The following is a 23,607-nucleotide window of genomic DNA, read 5'->3' as shown; positions in this document are numbered from 1 at the left end:
GCGCGCTCCGCGCCGCTCTTCAACGGTAAACGCAACGGGCAGGTCAGGAGTTCCGAGGGAACCCCGAACCTGCCCGTAGGGGACTACCCGGAGCCCTGGTCCGGCATCCGGTCACGCCCGCTCAGCTGCGCTCAGCGCAGCTCAGCTCACCTCACGCCGGGACGATGTTCACCAGCTTCGGTGCGCGCACGATCACCTTGCGGATCCCTGCCCCGTCCAGCGCGGCGACGACCCTCTCGTCGGCCAGCGCGGTCTTCTCCAGCTCGTCCTCGCTGATGCCCGGGGACACCTCCAGCCGCGCCTTGACCTTGCCCTTGATCTGTACGACGCAGGTGACGGTCTCGTCGACCACGTACGCCGGGTCGGCGACCGGGAAGTCCCGGTGCACCACGGAGTCGGTGTGCCCCAGCTTGCGCCACAGCTCCTCGGCGATGTGCGGGGCCAGCGGCGCCACCAGCAGCACCAGAAACTCCGCGACCGGGCGCGGCAGCGCGCCCGACCGCTTGGTCAGGTGGTTGTTCAGCTCGGTGACCTTGGCGATGGCGGTGTTGAACCGCATGCCCTCCAGGTCGCCGCGCACGCCGTCGATCGCCTTGTGCAGGGCGCGCAGGGTGTCCTCGTCGACGTCGTCGGTGTCGACGACGGTCACCTCGCCGGTCGCCTCGTCGACGATGTTGCGCCACAGCCGCTGCAGCAGCCGGAACTGACCGACCACCGCGCGGGTGTCCCAGGGCCGCGAGACGTCCAGCGGGCCCATGGCCATTTCGTACAGGCGCAGGGTGTCGGCGCCGTACTCGGCGCAGATCTCGTCCGGAGTGACCGCGTTCTTCAGGGACTTGCCCATCTTGCCCAGCAGCCGCGTGACGCGCTCGCCCTGGTACCAGTAGCCGCCGTCGTGCTCCTCCACCTCGGCGGCCGGTACGGCGATGCCCCGGCTGTCGCGGTAGACGTAGGCCTGGATCATGCCCTGGTTGAACAGCTTGTGGAACGGCTCGGCCGAGGACACGTGACCCAGGTCGTACAGGACCTTGGACCAGAAGCGGGCGTACAGCAGGTGCAGCACGGCGTGTTCGGCACCGCCGACGTACAGGTCGACGCCGCCGTGCGGCATGCCCTCGCGCGGGCCCATCCAGTACCGCTCGACCTCCGGGGCGACCAGCTTCTCGCTGTTGTGCGGGTCCAGGTAGCGCAGCTCGTACCAGCAGGAACCGGCCCAGTTGGGCATGGTGTTGGTCTCGCGGCGGTAGCGGCGCGGGCCGCGGCCGTCGCCCAGGTCCAGGGTGACGTTCACCCAGTCCTCGTTGCGGGACAGCGGCGTCTCGGGCTGGGTGTCGGCGTCGTCGGGGTCGAAGGTGCGGGGGCTGTAGTCCTCGACCTCGGGCAGCTCCAGCGGCAGCATCGACTCGGGCAGGGCGTGGGCGATGCCGTCCTCGTCGTAGACGATCGGGAAGGGCTCGCCCCAGTAGCGCTGCCGGCTGAACAGCCAGTCGCGCAGGCGGAAGTTGACGGTGCCCTCGCCGTGACCCTCGCGTTCCAGCCACTCGGTGATGCGGGTCTTGGCCTCGACGACGCCCAGGCCGTCCAGGGAGACACCGGTGCCGGACGAGTTCATGATCTTCGCGTCGTAGGAGACGAAGGCGTCGTCCCAGGCCGCGGGGTCGGTGCCGCGGCCGTCGGTCGGTTCGACCACGCAGACGACGGGCAGCTCGAAGGCGCGCGCGAACGCGAAGTCGCGCGTGTCGTGGGCGGGGACGGCCATGATCGCACCGGTGCCGTAGCCCATCAGGACGTAGTCGGCGATGAAGACGGGGACCTGGGCGCCGTTGACCGGGTTGGTCGCGTACGCGCCGATGAAGACGCCGGTCTTGTCCTTGGCCTCGGCCTGCCGCTCGACGTCGGACTTCGAGGCGGCCTGCGCGCGGTAGGCGGCGACGGCCTCGGTGGGCGTCGCGTGGCCGCCGGTCCACACCTCGTGGGTGCCCTCGGGCCAGGCGTCCGGGGTGAACTTCTCGACCAGCGGGTGCTCGGGCGCCAGCACCATGTAGGTGGCGCCGAACAGGGTGTCGGGGCGTGTGGTGAAGACGGTGATGTTCTCGCCGTCGATGGGGAAGTCGACGCGGGCGCCCTCGGAGCGGCCGATCCAGTTGCGCTGCTGCAGCTTGATCGCCTCGGGCCAGTCCAGGGCGTCCAGGTCGTCCAGCAGGCGGTCGGCGTAGGCGGTGATGCGCATGTTCCACTGGCGCAGCTTGGCCTTGAAGACGGGGAAGTTGCCGCGCTCGGAGCGGCCCTCGGCGGTGACCTCCTCGTTGGCCAGGACGGTGCCCAGACCGGGGCACCAGTTGACCGGCGCGTCGGAGGCGTAGGCCAGACGGAACTCGCCCAGCACGTCGGCGCGCTCGGCCTCGGTCAGTGCGCTCCACGCGCGCGTGTGGCCGGGGACGGCGCGCTCACCGGACTCGAACCGCTCGACCAGTTCGGAGATCGGGCGGGCCTGCTTCGCCTCGTCGTCGTACCAGGAGTTGAAGATCTGCAGGAAGATCCACTGGGTCCACTTGTAGTAGTCCGGGTCGATCGTGGCGAACGACCGGCGCTTGTCGTGGCCCAGGCCCAGCCGGCGCAGCTGGCTCTGCATGTTCTTGATGTTGGCCTCGGTGGACACGCGCGGGTGCGTGCCGGTCTGCACGGCGTACTGCTCGGCGGGCAGGCCGAAGGCGTCGAAGCCCAGGGTGTGCAGGACGTTGTGCCCGGTCATGCGCTGGAACCGGGCGAAGACGTCGGTGGCGATGTAGCCCAGGGGGTGACCGACGTGCAGGCCCGCACCGGAGGGGTACGGGAACATGTCCATGATGAACTTCTTGGGCCGGGCGACCAGCTGCGGGTCGCCCGCCAGGTCGCCCTCGGGGTTGGGCGCGGCGTACGTCCCCTCGGCGTCCCAGAAGTCCTGCCAGCGTGCCTCGATCTCGGCGGCCAGGGCGGCCGTGTAGCGGTGCGGCGCGGCCTCCGCGGCTGCGGGGTTCGTCTCGCTCATGATCCTCAAAGCTCCATCGATCGTCTCTGCCTGCTGCTGCGACTGCCGGAAATGAAAAATCCCCTCGCACAGGAGGGGACGCCGCGCCGATTCCGACCTGCCGGTCACCGGCGGTCGGGACTGATCAGCGCGGCTCGCTAAGCAGAAGGCGTACGGCACGCATGGCGTCAGGGTACCGCAGCCACGGATCTCACCGCGACGGGCTTGCCCGCCACGCTGACCCAAGGTCAAAGGTTACTTCGCGTAACAACCACTAAGGGACATCACAACGGGCTCATTGTCTTTTGATAACAGCGCAATAACTCAAACCTCGTACTGATGGGTACGACGAGCCTTAGAGTTCGGCAGCGGGACCGCTTTACCGAACCGTTCGGAGTTGCCCCCATGAACCCTCGTCCAGACAGCAGCCCACCCCCCGCTCGGGGCCGGTCGGCTGCGACTCCGTCGTGCCCGCTCCACGTCGTGACGTCGGGAGGTAGGTCGTGAGGCCGGACGACAGCACGGCGGACGACTGGTTCGCCGAGTTCCTCAACTTCGGCGTCGGCGTCCTGTCGCTCGTCTGCCTGAGCTGTTCGGTGATCTGGGGACTCGTCGCCCAGGACCGGATCCTGCTCGGCCCCCGCCAGCGGATCCTGGCCCAGGCGGTGCACCGCACCACCGCGGTCGCCTCGATCGTCTTCCTGGTGATCCACATCGTCATCAAGCTGGCCCTGGACCACACCACGTGGATCGCCGCGGTGATCCCCTTCGGGCTGGCCTTCACCAACGACGAGGCCGTCGCCGGCCGGTCCTTCCTCATCGGTCTGGGCACGCTCGCCGGCATGCTGATGATCTTTGTGGGCATCACCGGGATCCTGCGCAACCGCTTCGCCTCCCCGGCCCCCGTCGCGGCCCGCTGGCGGGCGATGCACATGCTGGCCTATCCGGCCTGGTGTGCCGCGCTCGTGCACGGCCTCTACGCGGGTCGCGCGGCGAAGCCGATCTTCCTGATCCTCTACGGGCTGTCGCTGCTCGGGGTGCTGGCGGCGCTGGTGATCAGGGCCTCCCCGCCCCGGGTCAAGCGCAGAATCGCCGAACGGATCACCGCGTTCCTCGGCACCGACCAGCAGCGCGAGCGCGAGGAGATGCTGGAGGAGAGCCGGGCCCGGGCGGCCGAGGCGTCCCTTCCCGGTTACGGGGGGCGGGGCGACGGGCGGGCGCGCGGCGAACGCCCGCTGTACGAGACCGCCGAGCGCGCGCCCGCCCCGGAACCGGCGAACGGCTTCGCGGCCGCCTACCGCGCGGTGTCGGCACCCGGCCGGCCGGCGGCCGGACCGCCGCCCCTCTCCGACGCGACCGCCCGCATGGAGCTTCCGCTGGACATGCAGCCCACGGAGGCCATCCCGCGCGTGGACGGCCCCTCCAGCACCTCGGGCAACTGGCCGATCCCGTCCCCGCCGCCGGTCGGCGAGGCCCCGCCCTCGGCGTACGACCCGCTCAACGACACCGGATACAACATCCCGGCCTATGACAATTCGGTCGGCGCCGGCTACGGCTCGAGTGATGTGTACGACACCGGTGAGACGAACACCCTCTACGGCACGTACAACCCGAGTGACACGTACAACAGCGGTCCCACCCCTGAAACACCCTCCGGTGCGTCGCCGTCGTCGACCTACGACTTCGACGCACCGGGTTCGGGCGAACCTTGGAACACGCCGTCCGGAGGCTATAAGTGAACGAGGCTCTGCCCGACGTACCCGAAGTCCGCGTGGTCGGGCTTCCCCAGCTGACGTCGGGCTTCGACCTTGTGGACCGGCTCGATCTGCCCATGCACCTCAAGGTGCACGGGCCGCTCGAGCCGTTGGGCGGTGAGCAGCTCGCGCAGCTCGCCGAACGCATCAACCTCAGGGGCCGCGGCGGCGCGGGCTTCCCCTTCCACAAGAAGCTGCGCTCGGTCGCCGAAACGGCGATCAAGCGCGGCGTCCGGCCGGTCGTCGTCGTCAACGGCAGCGAGGACGAGCCGGCCTGCCGCAAGGACACGGTGCTGATCAACCGTGCTCCGCATCTCATCCTGGACGGCGCGCTGCTGTGCGCCGAGGCCATGGGGGCCCGCACGCTCGTGGTGGGGGTCACCCGTGAGTCGACCCAGCGTTCGATGGAACAGGCGCTCGCCGAGCGCGGCCTGAGCAACGGCCGCCGCTCCGCGCTGCGCGCCCGTGTGCAGCGCAACCCGGTCCGCATGGTGACGGGTGCCGCTGCCTCCCTGATCCGGTCCATCGACGGCGGCCCGGCCATCCCGCCGGGCCGCAAGACCAGCGCCTCGAAGAACGGCGTCGGCGGCGCGCCCACGCTGCTGTCCAACGCCGAGACCTTCGCCCAGCTCGCCATCGCCGCCCGCATCGGCCCGGAGCGCTACGGCAACACGGGCCTGTACGACGAGCCGGGCACCGTGATGCTCACGGTGTCCGGGGCGGTGGCCCGCCCCATGGTGATCGAGGTGCCGACGGGCGTGCCGCTGCGTTACGTCCTGCAGCTCGCCGGCGGCCCGCCGGTGCCGCAGGGCGTACTGACGGGCGGCTACCACGGCAAGTGGATCGACGCGGCGACCGTCAACGAGGCGATCGTCTCCCGCAACTCGCTGGACGCGGTGGGCGGTTCGCTGGGCGCGGGGGCGATCCTGCCGATCAGTCAGGACACCTGCCCGCTGGGCGAGTCGCTGATGGTGGCGAAGTGGCTGGCCGAGGAGAGCGCCGGCCAGTGCGGGCCCTGCTACCTGGGGCTGCCGGCCGCCGCGCGCGGTCTGGAGGACATCCTCAACGGCGGCGGTCCGGCCGCCCTGGAGGCCGTCAAGCAGGTCGCCAAGAACGTGAAGCGGCGTGGCGCGTGTTCACACCCGGACGGCTCCGCGATGTTCCTGGAGTCGACCATCAAGGCGTTCACCGACGACCTGGCCGCCCATGTCCTCGGCAACGGCTGCGGACGGCCCGTGGCGGGCGTTCTGCCGCTCTTCGAGGGAGGCAGGGCCCCTACCGGCATCCCGGGCGGCGGAGGCGAGGAGAACGGGCCCAGCCGTCAGAAGATCTACGTCGACTGGACGCTGTGCCGGGGCCACGGTCTGTGCGCGGACATCCTCCCGGAGGTCTTCCAGCTCGGCGCGGACGGCTTCCCGACGGTGGCTCAGGCGCAGGTGCCGCGCTTCGCGGAGGCCAAGGCGCTGCGCGCGGTGCGCCGCTGCCCGGCGCTGGCCCTGCGCATCGAGGACGAGTCGCCCCAGGCCAAGGCGCCCTCGCGCAATCTGCCGGTGCTCTCCCAGGGCCGCGGCCGGCGCGCCCTGGGACGCTGACGGCCACCGCCCGGAGCGGCCTTCGGGCCGCCCCGGCGCGGGCGGCCCGCGCCACCCGCGCCGTACAACCAGCGAGGGCGGACCATCCGTTCGGATGATCCGCCCTCGACTTCTGTGGAGCTAAGGAGAATTGAACTCCTGACCTCCTGCATGCCATGCAGGCGCTCTACCAACTGAGCTATAGCCCCTTGCCCTGCTCCGCCCGGTTTCCCCGGCGGCGTCGCCAACTTTACACGGTCGACCCGGGCCAACACCAAATCGGTTTCGCTTCGCTCGCCCATGTCCGGTTTGCCCGCACGGGGTCAGGCGGTCACGAACGAATAGAAGCGCTTGAGTGTGCAGTGCTCTTCCAGGAGCCGCCCGTAGATCGGCTCGCCCTCGAGTTCGCGGTACGTCTCGATGGGGTCGCCTTTTATGATCAGCGCCCGCGCGCACTCCTCGCACCAGTACTGGTAGTCGGGATTGATCGGCTCCATGTCACGGACGATCGGCGTCCCGCTGCCGCACCAGTCGCACTTCCGCCTGTGTGCACCCATCGGTCAGCTCCAGCTGTGGCCGCAGGCCGTGCACACGTAGGAGATCCCGCCGTTGTCGCCGAGTACCTGGGCGACGTGCGCGGAACCGCAGGAAGGGCAGCTGAGCCGGGTCGAGGTCCGTCGGGTCGACACCGCTCCGAGGAGGTGGTCGACCTCCTCGAGGATGCTCGCAGGCATCACAACTCCCTCCCGTCGGGCCGCGCCCCCTTCCGGTCGTTTGATTCTGCCACGACCGGGCCAATACGGTCAGCGACGCCGGGGTACCGGTCGGGACACGGCTCGGCGCCTCGCAGAGGTATACGCCTCAGGGGACCGTCCTGCTCATCTGCGGACGACGAAAAATCCCGCCTCCCTGAGGGGAGGCGGGATCATCGTCATGTGGAGCTAAGGAGAATTGAACTCCTGACCTCCTGCATGCCATGCAGGCGCTCTACCAACTGAGCTATAGCCCCGAGCCACACGGCGTGGCCGTTCGGTGTTCCGTCCCGCTCGGCGGGGCGAACAAGAAGAACTTTAGCCTGCGACCTGCCAGAAAGTGAAATCCGGGTCCCGGGGCGCCCCGGCCCGGATCCCACGGCTCCCACCTCGCCGGAGCCCGGGACCCTGGGTCACCGTGCCGGGACCCTCGGCCGCCGGACCGCGGGCCCTCGGCCGCCCGACCGCGGAGCCCTCAGTCGTCGTCGCCGAGTACGGGTTCCGGCAGGGTGCCGGCGTTGTGCTCCAGCAGGCGCCAGCCCCGGGCGCCCTCGCCGAGGACCGACCAGCAGCAGTTGGTGAGGCCGCCCAGGCTCTCCCAGTTGTGCGGGTCGAGGCCGAGCAGCCGGCCGATGGTGGTGCGGATGGTGCCGCCGTGGCTGACCACGACGAGCGTGCCGTCCTCCGGGAGCTTCTCGGCGTGCCGCAGCACCACGGGGGCGGCGCGGTCGGCGACCTCGGTCTCCAGTTCGCCGCCGCCCCGGCGGACCGGCTCACCGCGCTTCCACGCGGCGTACTCGTCGCCGTACCTGGCGATGATCTCGTCGTGCGTCAGGCCCTGCCAGACGCCCGCGTAGGTCTCCCGCAGGGCCTCGTCGTGGGTGACGTCCAGGCCGGTGAGCGCGGCGAGCTCCGCGGCGGTGGCGGCGGCCCGCTTGAGGTCGGAGGCGATGATCGCGTCGGGCCGCAGGCCGGCCAGGAGCCGGGCGGACCGGCGGGCCTGGGCGACACCGGTGTCGGTGAGCTCGACGTCCGTGGAGCCCTGGAAGCGGCGCTCCACGTTCCAGGAGGTCTGGCCGTGCCGCCACAGGATGACGCGGCGGCCCCGGCGCCCGGAGCCCCGCACCTCACCGGTGGCGCTCACCGCCAGTCACCGCCCGCCTGCGCCGCCTCCTCGGCCTCCTGCAGCCGGGCGTGCTCGGCGGCCTTGCCGCGGGTGGCCACGGCGTCCTCGGGCAGCTCCAGCTCGGGGCAGTCCTTCCACAGCCGCTCCAGGGCGTAGAAGACACGCTCCTCGCTGTGCTGGACGTGGACGACGATGTCGACGTAGTCGAGCAGCACCCAGCGGGCCTCGCGGTCGCCCTCGCGGCGGACCGGCTTGGCGCCGAGCTCCTTGTTCAGCCGCTCCTCGATCTCGTCGACGATCGACTTGACCTGTCGGTCGTTGGGCGCGGAGGCCAGCAGGAAGGCGTCGGTGATGGACAGCACGTCACTGACGTCGTAGGCGACGATGTCGTGCGCGAGCTTGTCGGCGGCCGCCTGCGCGGCGGTGCGGACGAGCTCGAGGGAACGGTCGGTTGCGGTCACTGCGAGGCTTTCGGTCGGCGGTCACTTGCCCTCAAGGGTCTCACGACCGCCGGGCGCACCCCACGTGATGACGGAGGGTGCGCCCGGCCGCGCTACGAGGCGGGGTCGTAGTCCTGGCCGAGGACGACCGAGACGCGGGCGTTCGCCGACGTTCTGCCCTTGCTGACGGAGTCGGCGCTCAGCCCCAGGGTCTTGGCGACCTCGGCGGCGTTCTCCTTGTCGGCGGCGTCCGCGTAGACGACCTTCGAGGTCGCCTCCGGGGCGGCGGCGGTGCCGGCCCCCCGGAAGGTGAAGCCGCCGTTGAGCAGGACCACGCGGGCCTTCTCGGTGCGGTTGTCGACACCGGTCGCGTTGCGCACGGAGACGCTGACCGCGGCGTCCGGGTCGGGGCTCTTGGCGGTGCCGCCGAGGACGTCCTTGACCACACTGTCGCTCGCCTCCGCGGTGAGCGTGCCGTCCTGCTGCACGGGCAGCAGCGCGGTCTTGTGGTCGCCGCCCTTGGCGAGGTCGGAGAGCCGGGCGAGGAAGGCGCCGAGGTCCTTGTCGGTGAGCGGCGGCTCGATGATCTGCCCGAGGGTCTGGATGGTGGTCGTGGCGGCGTCCGGGTCGGAGGTCAGCTTGCGCAGGACCCCGTGCAGCACCTGCCCGAACCGTTCCAGCTGGGCGTTCTGGGCCTCGCCGGAGCCGCGGTGGGTGGCGTAGGCGACGGCCATCTTGCCGCTGAGGGTCTGGCCCTTGCCCTTCCTGACCAGGGGCGCCTCGCCCTTCTTCTTGGCGTCCGGGTCGGGCACGTCGGTGTCGGTGTCGACCTCGATGTTGCCGACGAGGTCGACGAGGGTGAGCAGGAAGGGGGTGTCCAGCCGCCAGGTGCCCTCGATGTCGGTGCCGAGGACGGTGTCGAGGGCGGTCCTGGTGCCCGCGGAGCCGTCGTCCTCGACGGACTTGGCGAGCGTGGTGGTGGTGCCGTCCTCGGCGGTGAGGGCGAGGGAGTTCGGGAGCAGGACGGTGGTGCCCTGCTTGGTGGTGGTGTTGTCGACGAGCAGGGCGGTGGCGGTGCCGCCCCGCTCGGTGTCGTGCAGATGGACGACGATCACGTCCCGCTTCTGGGCGCCCGCGGAGGTCGTGGTGCCGGTCTCCGTGCCGGACGGGAGTCCGGGCAGCTTCCCCGCGTACCAGAGGTAGCCGACGCCGCCGGCCGCGACCAGGGCGAACACCACGACGAGGGCGACGATCCGGCTGCGGGCGCGGCGTCGGGCCTCCTCGCGCCGCTCGGTGCGGTTCTCGGTGAACTTGAGCCAGTCGATGACGTCCTCGGAGTCGTCGTCGGGCTCCTCCACGAAGGCGAACTGCTCGGTGCGGTACTCCCGGCCGGCGGGGTCGTCGGGGTCGTGGTCCTCGTCGACCGGGCCGGCCTGCTGCGGGATGTGCGCGGTCTGCTCGGCGACGCGGGGCTGCTGTCCGGTGCCGGAGGCGGCGTCGTGCGGGTGCTGCGCGTAGGGGTCGTACGGGGCGTTCTGGCCGGCCTGCTGGGTGCCGTAGGGGTCGTAGGAGCCGTACGAGGGGGCCTGGGGCTGCTGCGGGGCCGCGGTGCCGTGCGTCCCGTACGGGTCGTACGACGGCTGCTGGTGCCCGCCGGTGGCGTACGGGTCGTAGCCGTAGCCCTGCTGCTGGTAACCGTCGTACTGCTGGGGCTGCTGGGCCTGCTGGTCCGCGGCCTGACGGTAGACAGGCCGGCCGTACTCGTCGTAGCCGACGAGCTCGTACGGGGCGCCGCCCCCGTATCCCGCGTCGTATCGGTCGTTCACCGGTGCCCCTCTCGGATCACTCGCCGCGGTACAGCTGGCGCTTGTCGATGTAGCGCACGACTCCGTCCGGCACCAGATACCAGACGGGTTCTCCCTTGGCGACTCTCGCACGGCAGTCCGTGGAGGAGATGGCGAGGGCGGGCACCTCCACCAAGGAGACACCGCCTTCGGGAAGGCCGGCGTCGGTCAGGTGGTGGCCGGGCCGGGTCACGCCGATGAAGTGTGCCAGGGAGAAGAGTTCCTCGCTGTCGCGCCAGGTGAGGATCTGGGCGAGGGCGTCGGCGCCGGTGATGAAGAACAGGTCCGTGTCCGGGTTGAGGGCGCGCAGGTCGCGCAGGGTGTCCACGGTGTAGGTGGGGCCGCCGCGGTCGATGTCGATGCGGCTGACCGAGAACTGCGGGTTCTCGGCGGTCGCGATGACCGTCATCAGATAGCGGTCCTCGGCGGCGGAGACCGCGCGGTGGCTCTTCTGCCACGGCTGGCCGGTGGGGACGAAGACCACCTCGTCCAGGTGGAACTGGGCGGCGACCTCGCTGGCCGCCACCAGGTGCCCGTGGTGGATCGGGTCGAAGGTGCCGCCCATCACACCCAGACGGCGCTTGCCCTGCTTGGCCGGGCCGCTGCCGGGACCGGTAGGCATGTCCTGCTCTCCCATGCGTGCAGACCCTACCGGCCCGGCCCGGTCGCCCCGTCCGCCAGTGCCCTGCCGGGCAGCGGCGGGATCAGCGGTCGCGGTTGAAGCGGGTGGTGATCCACAGCAGGAGGAGCAGGGCGAACAGGGCCCCGCCACCGGTGAGGTAGGGGCTCAGGCTCTCGTGGTTGCCGCCGTGCTCTCCGCCCTCGGCGGCGAGGGTGACCAACTGGGCAGCGGTGCTGGGGAAGCTCATCTTCGGCAGAACCTATCGCGTGTGGGCGGGATAAAGACGTCCGCTCATCGTAAGCGGGAGCTTCCGCGGCGATCACGCCGACTCCGCCGTTGCGGGCGCGAGCGGTCACGGCCCCGCGGCGCCGGGCAACCACACGCGGCCCCCGGCCGTCCTTCCCGCTGTACCGTCCGCACTGCCCGTCCGAGGCGTCTGCGCCTAGGCTGGGCTTCGCCGCGGGGGAGCAGAGGGCCGCAGGCGGCCCTCGAAGGTCACAGACGCCCATGGGGGAAACATGTCCGACGGCCATCAGCACAACGGGCACGAGAGCGTGCCGAGCAGGCAGCGCAGGCGCTTCCCCGGAATCTCCTCGCGTGCGTACGAACATCCGGCCGACCGCTCCGCGCTGGTGGCGCTGCGGAAGCTGAGCGGCTTCGACACGGTCTTCAAGGCCCTGAGCGGTCTGCTGCCCGAGCGCAGTCTGCGGCTGCTGTTCCTGTCCGACTCGGTGCGGGTCTCGGACCGGCAGTTCGCGCACCTCAACGACATGCTGCGGGACGCCTGCTACATCCTGGACCTGGAGAAGGTCCCGCCGATGTACGTCAACCAGGACCCGAATCCGAATGCCATGTGCATCGGCCTGGACGAGCCGATCATCGTGGTGACCACGGGTCTGGTGGAGCTGCTCGACGAGGAGGAGATGCGGGCGGTCGTCGGGCACGAGGTCGGGCACGCGCTGTCCGGGCACTCGGTGTACCGGACGATCCTGCTGTTCCTGACGTCGCTGGCGGTCCGGGTCGCGTGGATCCCGCTGGGCAACTTCGCGATCATGGCGATCGTGACGGCGCTGCGCGAGTGGTTCCGCAAGTCGGAGCTGTCCGCGGACCGGGCCGGACTGCTGGTCGGTCAGGACCTGACGGCGTCGATGCGCGGCCTGATGAAGATCGCGGGCGGCAACCACCTGCACGAGATGAACGTGGACGCCTTCCTGGAGCAGGCCGAGGAGTACGAGGCCGGGGGCGATCTGCGCGACTCCGTGCTGAAGATCCTCAACGTGATGCCGCGCTCGCACCCGTTCACCACGGTGCGCGCCGCCGAGCTGAAGAAGTGGGCGGCCTCCCGCGACTATCAGCGGATCATGGACGGCCACTACCCGCGCCGTGACGAGGACAAGGACGCCTCGGTGCGGGACTCCTGGCGGGAGTCGGCGAGCAGCTACGCCGGTGAGGTGAAGAACTCCAAGGACCCGCTGATGAAGCTGGTCAGCGACATCGCGGGCGGTGCCGGTGATCTGGGCGGCCGGGTGCGCCGCGGCTTCGGCGGCTTCACGTCGGCGCCGAAGCCGGGACCGCGGGAGCCGGGTGCGCCGTCGGACACGGACGGCGGGGAGCCCCCGCGCGACGGTGCCTGAGGTCCGCCTGCCGGGCGTCGTTCACGGGGTCGGCTGCGCGTCCGCCGCCAGCGCGCCGCACAGGGCCGGGGCGCTGTCCGTGGCGTAGGGGTCGGTGCCGGCCGGCCCGCCCTTCTCGGCCGTCTGTCCGGCGAGCAGGGGGCGCATCCGGGCGGCGGCGTCCTGTGCGCAGGACAGGGGTCCGGCCTGGACGTGGGCGGTGACGAGTTCCGCCTGGTGCAGGCGCAGGTCGTCGCGGTCGAAGCGGAAGTGCAGTTCGCGGCGGACCGTGAACAGTGACACCTCGGCGTCCTGTCCGGCGCCCGCCGGGCGCAGTGCGTAGACGAAGGTGTGGTCGGCGGTGACCTCGAGGGTGGCGGAGTCGGCCTCGGCGGCCTGCAGGGTGCCGTGGGCCCGGATCTTGTCGTCGGCCAGTTCCACGCGGGAGGGGTCGAAGCGGACCAGCCATCCGGTGGGCGCGTGCCGGCCGTCGGCGACGGGCCGGTCGAAGCTCCGGTCGAACTGTTCCAGCTGGCCGGAGTCGAGCAGCACCCGCACGGAGCGCGTCTCGCCGCCGGTGAGCACGCCCGGGTCCAGGGAGGACCGCACGACGTAGTCCTTCGCGGTGAGCAGGGCGGTCACCACCTGGCCGTCGGAGAAGTGCGCGGTGCGCCGGGACGCCGGGAGCGGCACCCCCTCGGCACCGGTGCGGAACTGCGCCGCGGGGCTGTGCGCGTACAGCCGTTCGACGTCGGCGGTGCCGGGCACCTCGCCCCGCGGGGCGAGCGGGACGACGGTCATCCGCAGGGGCTCGGCGGGCGCGTCGGCGGCCGGGGTCCGGTAGGGGTTCCGGATGCCCATGTAGACGGCGGTGCCGAAGGCCACGGCGATCAGCAGGACCAGGACCAGCGCCTGCCGGGACAGGCCGCCCTTGCGCCGTGGCGGGCGGCGGCGCACGGCCGGGGCATGGTCGGTGATGCGCTCCTGGGCGGAGTACTCCTGGAGCCGGGCAGCGCGGACGAAGGACTCGTCGAAGACGACGGACCTGTACTCGTCCTCTCCGCCTCCGGGGGCTCCCTCGGGCGTCCCCTCGGGCGGGTCCGAAGGCCCTCCCATATCTTCAGGGTAGGTTCGGCGGACGCCCGGTAAACGCCCGCACGGACCGGAACTTCTGACAGGTCCTCACCAAGCGGACGCCGGCTCTCAGGGGGTGGCGCGCGGGATCACCGGGACGGTCGGCCGGGAGTAGTCGGCCGACGCGGAGGGGGTCGCCGCACCGCCCCGGTCGACGCCGGTCGTGGCCGGCGGCGGGACCGGGTCCTGACGGTTGGAGGAGGAGCCCCGGTAGACCGCCGAGAAGGCCAGCGCGACCATGCCTATGCCCATCACCAGGGCGAGCATCCAGGCGACGGGGCGGTGCCAGCGCACCGGCCCGCCGTAGGCGCCCGGGGAGCCGCGCTCGTCCTCCAGGACGTCGGCGTCGTCGTCCGGGTCGTCGTAGCCGGGGTCACCCCGGTAGCCGCCGTACCCGTCGTCGTAGCGCTCACCGCGCGCACGGGCCCGGCGGGCTTCGGCCTCGGAGGCCTCGGCTCTCGCCTCGGCGGCGGCCAGGAGACGTTCGACGGCGGTCGGCTCATGCACCTCGGCCGCACGCACGAAGGCCTCGTCGAAGACCACGGAGGCGAACTCTTCGTCCGACACCCCGCGGTCGTGGTCGTCGTCGGGCTCCCAGCCGTCAGGGAACGGCGTGCCCCCCACGTCCTCCGGCACGGATCCAGAGTAGACCTGGGGGGTCATTTTGGGCAGACGGTATGGAAATTCATCCGTCTGCTGAGACGCGCCCGGCGGCCGCTCCCCCGGTGTGCGCTTCAGCGCCGTACGTGGCCGTCGCCGGTGACGATGTACTTCGTGCTGGTCAGCTCGGGCAGGCCCATGGGGCCGCGGGCGTGCAGCTTCTGCGTGGAGATGCCGATCTCCGCGCCGAAACCGAACTGGCCGCCGTCGGTGAAACGGGTGGAGGCGTTCACCGCGACCGTGGTGGAGTCCACCAGCTGGGTGAAGCGGCGGGCGGCCTGCTGCGACGTGGTGACGATGGCCTCGGTGTGCCCTGAGGTCCACAGCCGGATGTGCTCGACGGCCCGGTCGAGGGAGTCGACAACGGCGGCGGCGATGTCGTGGGAGAGGTACTCGGTCTCCCAGTCCTCCGTGGTGGCCTCCACGACGGTGGCGCGGGAGTCCTTGGCGTACGCCATCACGCGTTCGTCGGCGTGCACGGTCACCCCGGCGTCGGCGAGGGCGTCCAGGGCGCGCGGCAGGAACTGGGCGGCGATGTCCTGGTGGACCAGGAGGGTCTCGGCGGCGTTGCAGACGCCGACCCGCTGGGCCTTGGAGTTGATGAGGATCTCGACGGCCGTGTCGAGGTCGGCCTGCGCGTCCACGTAGACGTGGCAGTTGCCGGTGCCGGTCTCGATGACCGGGACGACGGACTCCTGGACGACCGTGTTGATCAGGGAGGCGCCGCCGCGCGGGATGAGCACGTCGACCAGGCCGCGGGCGCGCATCAGCTCGCGCACGCTCTCGCGGCTCTCGCCGGGGACCAGCTGGACGGCGTCGGCGGGCAGGCCCGCGCCGTGCACGGCGTCGCGCAGCACCCGCACCAGCGCGGTGTTCGACCGGTACGCCGAGGAGGAGCCGCGCAGCAGGACCGCGTTGCCGGACTTCAGACAGAGGGCGGCGGCGTCGACGGTCACGTTCGGCCGGCCCTCGTAGATGATCCCGACGACACCGAGCGGCACCCGGACCTGGCGCAGGTCGATGCCGTTGGGCAGCGTGGAGCCGCGGACCACCTCGCCGACCGGGTCGGGCAGCGCGGCCACGTCCCGTACGTCGGCCGCGATGGCGCGCACCCGCTCCGGGGTGAGGGTGAGCCGGTCGATCATGCCCTCGCTGGTACCGGCCTCGCGGGCCTTGGCCACGTCCTGGGCGTTGGCCTCGACGATCTCGCTCGCACGGACCTCCAGCGCGTCCGCGATGGCGAGCAACGCGTCGTCCTTCGCGGCACGCGGCAGCGGCGCGAGGGTGGCGGCGGCGCCCTTGGCCCGGTAGGCGGCCTGGTTGACCGGGGACATCGAGTCGTACGGCGAGAGCGTGGTCATGTGGGGAAGGGTAGTGCGGCCGGCGGGCACCACCGGCCGTCATCCCGAACCATGAGACACGGGTTCAAAACGGGTGGACACCGACAGGGGTGGCCAGGACCGGTCCGTATCCCGCGGCGACGCGCTGTTGGTAGGTGGGCCGGTCGATGACCTCCAGGCCGACGATCTCCCAGGGCGGCAGGCCCGCGGTCTGCCGGTGCTCGCCCCACAGGCGCAGCGCCACGGCGGCCGCGTCGTGCAGGTCGCGGGCCTCCTCCCAGTAACGGATCTCCGCGTGGTCGTCGGCATAGCGGCTGGTGAGCAGGAACGGGTGGTCGTGGGCGAGCTGCTCCAGGGCCCGCCGCACCTCGGTGACCGGGGCCGGCGCCCCGGAGACACTGAGGGTGACGTGCCACAGGCGCGGGAGGTCGCCGGGGTCCCCGCCCGGGAAGCGGTCGCCGGCCGCGACGCTGGTCAGGGCGCGCTCGTCGCCCGCCGCACGGGAGCCGGAACCACCGTGAGACGCCGTCGTACCGGGGCGCACTCGTCTCACGACGGCCTCCTCCACACGCGGACCACCCGGGGGTCGGGCGGGCTTGTCCCTGCGACAAAGTTGAGCAGGCCGCCGGGGATCGCGGGGCGATTTTGCGGAACGTCCACCACCGCGGGCGGACGTTTCGGCACATTACGGATGCAGGACCACCAGATCGTCCCTGTGTACGACCTCGCGTTCGTACTCCGGACCGAGATCCCGGGCGAGCTCGTGGGTGGAGCGGCCGATCAGCAGGGGGATCTCCTTGGCGTCGAAGTTGACAAGACCCCGGGCCACGGCCCGTCCCTCGCGGTCCCGCAGCTCCACCGGGTCGCCCGCGCTGAACTCCCCCTCGACGCCGGCGATCCCGGCCGGCAGCAGGGACTTGCGGCCTTGGACGACCGCGTGGACGGCACCGTCGTCCAGGGTGAGCGAGCCCCGCGGGGTGGAGGCGTGCTGGAGCCAGAGCAGGCGGTCGGCGGAGCGACGGCCGGTGGGGTGGAAGTAGGTGCCCGTGTCGCCGCCGGAGAGGGCTTCGGCCGCGTGGACCGCGCTGGTCAGCACCACCTGGATACCGGCGGCGGCGGCGATCCGGGCCGCCTCGACCTTCGTGACCATGCCGCCGGTGCCGACGCCCGCCTTTCCGGCGCTGCCGATCTCGACGTGGGCGAGGTCCTCGGGGCGCCGGACCTCCGCTATGCGCGAGGTGCCGGGGCGGGCGGGGTCGCCGTCGTAGACGCCGTCCACGTCGGACAGCAGCACCAGCAGGTCGGCGCGGACCAGGTGGGCGACGAGGGCGGCGAGCCGGTCGTTGTCACCGAAGCGGATCTCGTCGGTGGCGACGGTGTCGTTCTCGTTGACGACCGGGAAGGCACCCATCGCCAGCAGCTTGTCGAGGGTGCGGGAGGCGTTGCGGTGGTGGGCGCGGCGGCTCATGTCGTCGCTGGTCAGCAGCACCTGGCCGACCCGTACGCCGTAGCGGGCGAAGGAGGCGGTGTAGCGCGCGACCAGCAGGCCCTGGCCCACGCTGGCGGCGGCCTGCTGGCGGGCGAGGTCCGTGGGGCGGCGGCGCAGCCCCAGCGGGGCGAGCCCGGCGGCGATGGCACCGGAGGAGACCAGCACGACCTCGCGCTCGCCACCGCTCCTGGTCTTGGCCAGCACGTCGACGAGCGCGTCCACCCGGTCGGCGTCCAGACCGCCCGCCGCGGTGGTCAGCGACGAGGAGCCGACCTTGACGACGATCCTGCGTGCCTCGCCCACGGCCTGCCTCGCGCCTGCCACCTTGCCGCCCGTCCCCTCGTGCCGATCACTTCACCCGTCAGGCAATCTACGCGAAGCGGAGCGAAGGACGCTCGGCGGTCCAGGGTCCAAGACGACGAGCCGCGGCACATAGCAGATCCGCGCGCCGAGGCTTCCCGGACACGCGCGTGTCGTACGGAGGTCGGCGGGCGTTAACCCGGGCGCACGCCCACGCACGACGACCCTGGAGTGACCGCAGTGCCCGATCCCACGTCCCGTCGGCGGTTCAGGGCGGGATTCCGCCGCCACCGCTCCCCACTGCTCCGTCCGCCCGGCCGTACCGTCCTCGCCAAGGTCCTGGTGGCGGCCGTCCTCGTCGGCGCCTGCGCGGTCCAGGCCGTCGCGGCCCTGTCCCCGCACGTGCCGTCGCTGGTCGCCGCGACCGCCCTGTCCCTGGTCGTCGAGGGTGTGCTGTACCGCTGGCAGCGGGGTGTGCTGTCGGTGTTCGCGAAGGCCCACGCGGACATCACCGTGCGCCATGTGGTGCGCGATCTGCTGCTGGTCGTGGGTCTGCTGCGGCTCGGGGAACAGGACCGGGAGACGGGGTACGCGGTGGTCGTCGCGGGGCTGCTGGCGTTCTACGTCCTGCACTGCGCGGTCCAGGCGGTGTCCGTGCTGGTCCGCCGCACCCGCACGCTGCCGGTGGTGACCCGGAACATCGACGCCTCCGCGCTGCGGCTCTCCCCCGCCCCTCCGGTGCTGCTGCGCCGCCCCGGCCACCGGCTGCTGGTGTTCGGCCTGCCCGCGACGGCAGGACTGGCGGCGACGGCGGTGACCGACGAGACCCGGTGCGCGGCGGCCGGTGTCGCGCTGTCACTGGTCCTGACCCTGGCCGGGCTGGGCATCCTCCTGCTGCGGCTGCTGCCCGGGCGGCGCCCGGCCGGCGAGCAGGAGGTGCTCGACTGGTTCGACGCGTGGCTGGCGGAGTACCGGCCGACGGTCGGGCTGTACTTCTCGGGCGGGGTGTCCTCCGCCTACCAGGCCGACATGTGGCTGGAGCCGCTGGCCCGGCTGGACGCCCGGCCGGTGATCATCCTGCGGGAGCGGTTCATGGTGCCGAAGATCGCGGCGACCGACCTCCCGATCGTGTGCCTGCCGAAGGTGCCCACGCTGATGCGGCTCGAGCACTCCACGTTGCAGGTGCTGCTCCACCCCTCCAACTCCGGCAAGACCTCACAGGTGCTGCGCATTCCGACGATCAAGCACGCCTTCGTCAACCATGGGGAGAGCGACAAGCTGTCGTCGTGCAATCCGTACGCGAAGGCGTACGACGAGGTGTGGGTGGCCGGTCCGGCGGCGCGCGAGCGGTACGCGCTGGCCGAGGTGGGGGTCGAGGACAAGGACGTGGTGGAGATCGGCCGCCCGCAGCTGGACGCCGTGCGCCCGTACGCGGGCCCGCCGGCCGGGCGCCGCACGACCGTGCTGTACGCGCCGACGTGGGAGGGCTGGGACGGCAACCCGGGCAACACCTCGGTGATCGCGGCCGGTGAGAACGTCGTGCGGGCGCTGCTCGCGGACCCGGACGTGCGGCTGCTGTACAAACCGCACCCGCTGACCGGCTCGGTGGACCCGCGGGCGGGCGCCGCGGACCGCCGCATCCGGGAGCTGATCCGGGCGGCCAACCGCTCGCGCTGCTCCGCGCCGTCGGCGGAACTCGTCCGTCTCACCGCGGAGTTGGACCGTCTGACCACCGCCGAGTTCCGGGCGGGCGCCGACCAGGCCGAGCGGATGCTCGCCCAGTCCGCCCCCGCACCGGGCCGGGCGGAGGCGGTGGCGCGGGCGACGGCGGCCTGGGAGGAGGCCTACTGGGCGTCGTTCCCCGAACACGAGCACCGGATCATCGACGACGCCCGCCCCTCGCTCTACGCCTGCTTCAACGTCGCCGACCTGCTGATCAGCGACGTGTCCAGCGTCATCACCGACTTCCTGGCCGGCGGCAAGCCCTACGCGGTCGCCAACACCGGCGACCTCCCGGAACCGGCGTTCCGCGCGGCCTTCCCGACGGTGGCGGCGGCGACAATCCTGACCCCGGACGCGACCGGGGTCCCGGCCCTGCTGGAGTCGGTGCGCCACCCGGAGAAGGACGAACTGGTCGCGGCGCGCGCGGAGTTGAAGCTGCGGCTGCTGGGACCGGCGGAGCCCGTGTCCCAGCAGCGCTTCGCGGCGGCGGTGCGGGCGCTGTGCTCGGCCGCCCAGGGACACCGCGGGCGGATGACGGTGCGCCAGGAGGCCGAAGTCCCGGGCCAGCGGCGCGAGTACGACCCGCGCGTCACCGCTCCGCCCGCCGGTCTGCCGTCCGGAGCGGCACCGCGGGGATAGGGGGTGTCGGACACCCCCTGGGTCCGTTCCGCTCCGTTCCGCCTACCGCCGGTGCCGCCACCCCTGCCAGGCCGACTCGATCATCTCGTCCAGGCCGTGCCGGGCCGTCCAGCCCAGTTCCTCGCGGATGCGGTCCGCCGAGGCCACCACACGGGCCGGGTCACCGGCGCGGCGGGGGGTCACCTCGGGGGCGACGTTCTCGTTGCCGGTGACCTTGAGGATGCGGTCGACCATCTCCCGTACCGAACTGCCCTCGCCGCGGCCGATGTTCAGGGTGAGGGCGGTGCCCTTGGGGGCCGCGTCGAGGCGGCGGGCGGCCGCGAGGTGGGCGGAGGCGATGTCCTGGACGTGAATGTAGTCACGGACGCAGGTGCCGTCGGGGGTCGGGTAGTCGTCGCCGAAGATGCGGGGCGCCTCCCCGGCCTCCAGCCGCTCGAAGACCATGGGGACGAGGTTGAAGACGCCGGCGTCGGACAGCTCCGGGGAGGCCGCGCCCGCCACGTTGAAGTAGCGCAGGGAGGCGCCGCGGACGCCGTACGCGGTGGCCGCCGCCTTGATCAGCCACTCGCCGATGAGCTTGGTCTCGCCGTACGGGCTCATCGGCGCGCAGGGGGTGTCCTCCGTGACGAGGTCCACATCGGGCATGCCGTAGACGGCGGCGGAGGACGAGAAGACGACCTTGTCGACACCGGTGGCGGACATGGCTTCCAGCAGCGTCTGCACGCCGGTGACGTTCTCGCGGTAGTAGTGGAGCGGTCGCTCCACGGATTCGCCGACCTGCTTCTTGGCGGCGATGTGCACGATCCCTGTCACAGCATGGTCACGAATTGCCTGCTCCAGCAGGTCACGGTCCACGACGCTGCCGACGACGAGAGGCACGCCGTCGGGCACCCGGTCCCTGCTGCCCGTGGACAGGTCGTCGTAGACGACCACGGACTCGCCGCCGTCGCGCAGGGCACGCACCACATGCGCGCCGATGTATCCGGCTCCACCGGTGACCAGCCAGCTCATGCTCATGCCTCCAAGGTCGCAGTCACTGCATGCAGAGTGTTCCGCGGGCCCCGGAAAATCGAATCCGGCCATTCGTGCACAGGGGGACCAACAGGTCGGATCGGGCGGCGGTCCACATGCTCAGCATGCGCACAGCGGCGAACAAGAAGCTCCTGGAATCGGTCGATTCCGTCACCGGGCGGTCGCCGGGCGACGGACCACCTCGCCCACGGAAACTTCGCATGAATCCTTTACGCTGATGCGGCGACGCCCTCCAGGTCCATGGATGCCCGGAGCGCGGCCAGGCCCCAAGCCCAAGCCAAAGCGCACGCGGTCAGTTCTCGGAACAGGTTGTAAGGATGCCCAGACTCTCCCTCGTTGTCCCTGTGTACAAGGTGCAGGGCTATCTGCCCGAGTGCCTGGATTCCCTACTCGGGCAGGACTACACGGACTTCGAGATCATCGCCGTCGACGACTGCTCGCCGGACGGGTCGGGCGCCATCCTGGACCAGTACGCGGCCAGAGACCCCCGCATTCATGTGATTCACCTCACCGAGAACGTGGGGCTGGGGCGCGCGCGCAACGCGGGCCTGGAGCGCGCCGAGGGCGACTACGTGCTGTTCCTGGACAGTGACGACACGCTGTCCGACGGTGCGCTGGCGGCGATATCCGACCGCCTCGACGCCACCGGGGACCCCGAGATACTCGTCTACGACTACGCGCGCACCTACTGGGACGGTGAGGTCCGCCCCAACCAGCGGGCGGACCTGCTCAAGAGCGAGGGTCCGGACGTCTTCCGCCTCGCCGACCGCCCCGAGCTGCTCAATCTGCTCCAGATCGTCTGGAACAAGGCCTACCGCCGCGACTTCATCGCCCGCACCGGCCTCACCTTCCCTCCGGGGTACTACGAGGACGCCCCCTGGACGTTCTGCTCGATGATCAGCGCCGAACGCATCGCCGTACTGGACCGGGTCTGCGTCCTGTACCGGCAGCGCCGCGAGGGCGGCAACATCCTGAAGACGGTCAGCCGCAAGCACTTCGACGTCTTCGACCAGTACGGCCGGGTCTTCGACTTCATCGCGGCGCACCCGGAACTCGACGAGTGGCGCGGGCCGTTGTTCCGCAAGATGGTCGACCACTATCTGACCGTGCTGGAGCGTCCGGGCCGGCTGCCGCAGTCCGCCCGCGCGGAGTTCTTCCACCGCGCCTCGGCCGACTACCGCGCCCACCGGCCCGAGGGCTTCCAGCGCCCGGCGGGCGGCCGCGGCCACAAGTACGCGATGCTCGAGCGTGACGCGTACGCGGCCATGGCCGGTGCCACCGCCGCCGTGAAGTTCCGGCGGAGGGTGCGGAACCGCGCGGCGGCCGCGATCAGCCGGTCCAAGCGCAGCGCGGTCGGCATGTTCTACCAGTCGCAGCTGCGGCTGCCCCTCGACGAGAACCTCGCGCTGTTCTCCGCCTACTGGAGCCGCAGCGTCTCCTGCAACCCCGCGGCCATCGACGCCGAGCTGGCCCGGCTCGCCCCCGGGATCCGCCGCGTGTGGGCCGTCCGGGCGGACGCCGTGGACAGCGTGCCCAAGGGCGTGGAGTACGTCCGGGTCGGCTCGCGCGAGTACTGGGCGGCCGTGGCACGTGCCAAGTACCTCGTGAACAACGTGAACTTCGCGGACTCCGTGGTGAAGCGGGAGGGCCAGATCCACCTGCAGACGCACCACGGCACCCCGCTGAAGACGATGGGCCTGGACCAGCAGAAGTACCCGGCGTCCACCCACATGAACTTCACCAAGCTCCTCGAGCGCTGCGACCGCTGGGACTTCAGCCTCAGCTCCAACCGCTTCTCCACCGCCGTGTGGGAGCGGGTGTACCCCTGCTCGTACACCACGCTGGAGACCGGCTACCCGCGCAACGACTTCCTGGTGAACGCCACGGCCGACGACGTCCGCCGGGCCCGTGCCGCGCTGGGACTGTCCGCCGGCACCAGGGCCCTGCTGTACATGCCCACCCACCGCGAGTACCAGCCCGGCTTCACCCCGGCCCTCGACCTCGCGCGGCTCGCCGACGAGCTGGGCCCCGACGTGACGCTGCTGATCCGCGGCCACTACTTCTACGGCAGCTCCCCCCACGTCGACGAACTGCGCCGCAGCGGCCGCATCGTCGACGTGTCGGGCCACGGCCGGGTGGAGGAGCTGTACCTGGCCGCGGACGCGCTCATCACGGACTACTCGTCGGCGATGTTCGACTACGCGGTGCTCGACCGGCCGATCATCATCTACGCCCCCGACTGGGACATCTACTCCGCGGTCCGCGGCACCTATTTCAACCTGCTGGAGGAGCCGCCCGGTTCGGTGGCCACCACCCAGGCCGAGCTGATCGGACTGCTCGGCTCGCGGGAGTACGAGGGACCGGACGCCGCCGAGCGCCGCGCCGAGTTCCGGCTCCGTTTCTGCGAGTTCGACGACGGTCACGCAGCCGAAAGGGTGGTGCGGCGCGTCTTCCTCGGCGAGGAGAGCACGTTGCCGTTCGTCCCGTTCGCCGAACGCCCCCACGCACCGACCCCCGACCAGGCGCTCGAACTGGTCGAGCGGGCCTGACCCCCAGGAAGGA

At 71.4% G+C, this 23,607-nt stretch carries 19 protein-coding genes and 2 tRNA genes; 5 read left to right on the top strand and 16 right to left on the bottom strand.

Annotation, left to right across the window (positions count from 1 at the left end; genetic code table 11):
* Positions 1 to 151: 151 nt before the first annotated feature.
* A complete protein-coding gene (leuS, locus tag ACZ44S_RS00530) occupies positions 152 to 3,028 on the bottom strand; it encodes a leucine--tRNA ligase (RefSeq protein ID WP_466922637.1) in 2,877 nt (958 codons plus the stop codon).
* Positions 3,029 to 3,510: 482 nt separating this feature from the next.
* Between leuS and ACZ44S_RS00525 the strand changes: the two genes are divergently transcribed.
* Together ACZ44S_RS00525 and ACZ44S_RS00520 are read left to right on the top strand one after the other, a co-directional pair.
* Positions 3,511 to 4,746 carry a cytochrome b/b6 domain-containing protein gene (locus ACZ44S_RS00525; RefSeq protein WP_466922633.1) on the top strand — a complete coding sequence of 412 codons (1,236 nt, stop codon included), beginning with the start codon at positions 3,511 to 3,513 and terminating at the stop codon, positions 4,744 to 4,746.
* Positions 4,743 to 6,353 (top strand): NADH-ubiquinone oxidoreductase-F iron-sulfur binding region domain-containing protein, encoded by a 1,611-nt coding sequence (locus ACZ44S_RS00520; RefSeq protein ID WP_466922630.1) that lies wholly within the window; start codon positions 4,743 to 4,745, stop codon positions 6,351 to 6,353. Before ACZ44S_RS00525 ends, ACZ44S_RS00520 begins: the two co-directional genes overlap by 4 nt.
* A gap of 115 nt (positions 6,354 to 6,468) precedes the next feature.
* On the opposite strand, the gene ACZ44S_RS00515 is transcribed toward ACZ44S_RS00520, so the two are convergent.
* From ACZ44S_RS00515 to ACZ44S_RS00475, 9 genes are all read right to left on the bottom strand, one after another.
* A tRNA-Ala gene (locus tag ACZ44S_RS00515) sits at positions 6,469 to 6,541 on the bottom strand.
* Between the two features lie 114 nt (positions 6,542 to 6,655).
* On the bottom strand, positions 6,656 to 6,889 hold the full coding sequence (locus ACZ44S_RS00510; RefSeq protein WP_006136074.1) for a hypothetical protein: 234 nt from the start codon (positions 6,887 to 6,889) through the stop codon (positions 6,656 to 6,658).
* Positions 6,890 to 6,892: 3 nt separating this feature from the next.
* On the bottom strand, positions 6,893 to 7,066 hold the full coding sequence (locus ACZ44S_RS00505) for a hypothetical protein (protein ID WP_006136075.1): 174 nt from the start codon (positions 7,064 to 7,066) through the stop codon (positions 6,893 to 6,895).
* A gap of 202 nt (positions 7,067 to 7,268) precedes the next feature.
* A tRNA-Ala gene (locus ACZ44S_RS00500) sits at positions 7,269 to 7,341 on the bottom strand.
* A 218-nt stretch (positions 7,342 to 7,559) separates the two neighbouring features.
* Positions 7,560 to 8,234: a histidine phosphatase family protein gene (locus ACZ44S_RS00495; RefSeq protein ID WP_466923608.1), complete on the bottom strand. Its 675-nt coding sequence runs from the start codon at positions 8,232 to 8,234 to the stop codon at positions 7,560 to 7,562.
* The gene (gene rsfS, locus ACZ44S_RS00490) at positions 8,225 to 8,671 is read right to left on the bottom strand and encodes a ribosome silencing factor (RefSeq protein ID WP_466922626.1); all 447 of its coding nucleotides are present in this window, start codon (positions 8,669 to 8,671) and stop codon (positions 8,225 to 8,227) included. Before rsfS ends, ACZ44S_RS00495 begins: the two co-directional genes overlap by 10 nt.
* A gap of 92 nt (positions 8,672 to 8,763) precedes the next feature.
* Positions 8,764 to 10,476 carry a LytR C-terminal domain-containing protein gene (locus ACZ44S_RS00485; RefSeq protein WP_466922623.1) on the bottom strand — a complete coding sequence of 571 codons (1,713 nt, stop codon included), beginning with the start codon at positions 10,474 to 10,476 and terminating at the stop codon, positions 8,764 to 8,766.
* A 16-nt stretch (positions 10,477 to 10,492) separates the two neighbouring features.
* The gene (nadD, locus tag ACZ44S_RS00480) at positions 10,493 to 11,131 is read right to left on the bottom strand and encodes a nicotinate-nucleotide adenylyltransferase (RefSeq protein WP_466922620.1); all 639 of its coding nucleotides are present in this window, start codon (positions 11,129 to 11,131) and stop codon (positions 10,493 to 10,495) included.
* Positions 11,132 to 11,198: 67 nt separating this feature from the next.
* Entirely contained in the window at positions 11,199 to 11,363 is a 165-nt protein-coding gene (locus tag ACZ44S_RS00475; protein ID WP_164555723.1) for a hypothetical protein, read from the bottom strand.
* A 271-nt stretch (positions 11,364 to 11,634) separates the two neighbouring features.
* Here ACZ44S_RS00475 and ACZ44S_RS00470 point away from each other — a divergent pair, with 271 nt between their 5' ends.
* Positions 11,635 to 12,750 (top strand): M48 family metallopeptidase, encoded by a 1,116-nt coding sequence (locus tag ACZ44S_RS00470; protein ID WP_466922617.1) that lies wholly within the window; start codon positions 11,635 to 11,637, stop codon positions 12,748 to 12,750.
* Between the two features lie 21 nt (positions 12,751 to 12,771).
* On the opposite strand, the gene ACZ44S_RS00465 is transcribed toward ACZ44S_RS00470, so the two are convergent.
* The 5 genes from ACZ44S_RS00465 to proB all read right to left on the bottom strand — a co-directional run bounded on the left by ACZ44S_RS00465 (position 12,772) and on the right by proB (position 17,676).
* Positions 12,772 to 13,845: an SCO2583 family membrane protein gene (locus ACZ44S_RS00465; RefSeq protein WP_466922614.1), complete on the bottom strand. Its 1,074-nt coding sequence runs from the start codon at positions 13,843 to 13,845 to the stop codon at positions 12,772 to 12,774.
* An 87-nt stretch (positions 13,846 to 13,932) separates the two neighbouring features.
* Positions 13,933 to 14,499, bottom strand: a complete 567-nt coding sequence (locus tag ACZ44S_RS00460; protein ID WP_466922611.1) for an SCO2584 family spore wall biosynthesis protein — start codon at positions 14,497 to 14,499, stop codon at positions 13,933 to 13,935.
* A gap of 98 nt (positions 14,500 to 14,597) precedes the next feature.
* On the bottom strand, positions 14,598 to 15,884 hold the full coding sequence (locus tag ACZ44S_RS00455; protein WP_466922608.1) for a glutamate-5-semialdehyde dehydrogenase: 1,287 nt from the start codon (positions 15,882 to 15,884) through the stop codon (positions 14,598 to 14,600).
* A 64-nt stretch (positions 15,885 to 15,948) separates the two neighbouring features.
* A complete protein-coding gene (locus ACZ44S_RS00450) occupies positions 15,949 to 16,407 on the bottom strand; it encodes a hypothetical protein (RefSeq protein ID WP_466923606.1) in 459 nt (152 codons plus the stop codon).
* Positions 16,408 to 16,548: 141 nt separating this feature from the next.
* A complete protein-coding gene (proB, locus tag ACZ44S_RS00445; protein ID WP_466922605.1) occupies positions 16,549 to 17,676 on the bottom strand; it encodes a glutamate 5-kinase in 1,128 nt (375 codons plus the stop codon).
* Between the two features lie 216 nt (positions 17,677 to 17,892).
* Between proB and ACZ44S_RS00440 the strand changes: the two genes are divergently transcribed.
* A complete protein-coding gene (locus ACZ44S_RS00440; protein ID WP_466922602.1) occupies positions 17,893 to 20,013 on the top strand; it encodes a hypothetical protein in 2,121 nt (706 codons plus the stop codon).
* A gap of 42 nt (positions 20,014 to 20,055) precedes the next feature.
* Here ACZ44S_RS00440 and galE read toward each other — a convergent pair whose 3' ends face one another.
* Entirely contained in the window at positions 20,056 to 21,024 is a 969-nt protein-coding gene (galE, locus tag ACZ44S_RS00435) for a UDP-glucose 4-epimerase GalE (RefSeq protein WP_466923605.1), read from the bottom strand.
* 338 nt (positions 21,025 to 21,362) lie between these two features.
* On the opposite strand from galE, the gene ACZ44S_RS00430 reads away from it, so the two are divergent.
* The gene (locus tag ACZ44S_RS00430) at positions 21,363 to 23,594 is read left to right on the top strand and encodes a bifunctional glycosyltransferase/CDP-glycerol:glycerophosphate glycerophosphotransferase (RefSeq protein WP_466922600.1); all 2,232 of its coding nucleotides are present in this window, start codon (positions 21,363 to 21,365) and stop codon (positions 23,592 to 23,594) included.
* Positions 23,595 to 23,607 lie beyond the last annotated feature (13 nt).

Source organism: Streptomyces malachitofuscus, from assembly GCF_055571035.1.
This window is presented reverse-complemented; position numbering and strand designations above follow the sequence as displayed.

Coding starts and splice junctions, on each gene's coding strand:
- leuS (WP_466922637.1), bottom strand. CDS start 3,028: ATGAGCGAGACGAACCCCGCAGCCGCGGAGGCCGCGCCGCACCGCTAC.
- ACZ44S_RS00510 (WP_006136074.1), bottom strand. CDS start 6,889: ATGGGTGCACACAGGCGGAAGTGCGACTGGTGCGGCAGCGGGACGCCG.
- ACZ44S_RS00505 (WP_006136075.1), bottom strand. CDS start 7,066: ATGCCTGCGAGCATCCTCGAGGAGGTCGACCACCTCCTCGGAGCGGTG.
- nadD (WP_466922620.1), bottom strand. CDS start 11,131: ATGGGAGAGCAGGACATGCCTACCGGTCCCGGCAGCGGCCCGGCCAAG.
- ACZ44S_RS00475 (WP_164555723.1), bottom strand. CDS start 11,363: ATGAGCTTCCCCAGCACCGCTGCCCAGTTGGTCACCCTCGCCGCCGAG.
- ACZ44S_RS00470 (WP_466922617.1), top strand. CDS start 11,635: ATGTCCGACGGCCATCAGCACAACGGGCACGAGAGCGTGCCGAGCAGG.
- ACZ44S_RS00465 (WP_466922614.1), bottom strand. CDS start 13,845: ATGGGAGGGCCTTCGGACCCGCCCGAGGGGACGCCCGAGGGAGCCCCC.
- ACZ44S_RS00455 (WP_466922608.1), bottom strand. CDS start 15,884: ATGACCACGCTCTCGCCGTACGACTCGATGTCCCCGGTCAACCAGGCC.
- galE (WP_466923605.1), bottom strand. CDS start 21,024: ATGAGCTGGCTGGTCACCGGTGGAGCCGGATACATCGGCGCGCATGTG.
- ACZ44S_RS00430 (WP_466922600.1), top strand. CDS start 21,363: ATGCCCAGACTCTCCCTCGTTGTCCCTGTGTACAAGGTGCAGGGCTAT.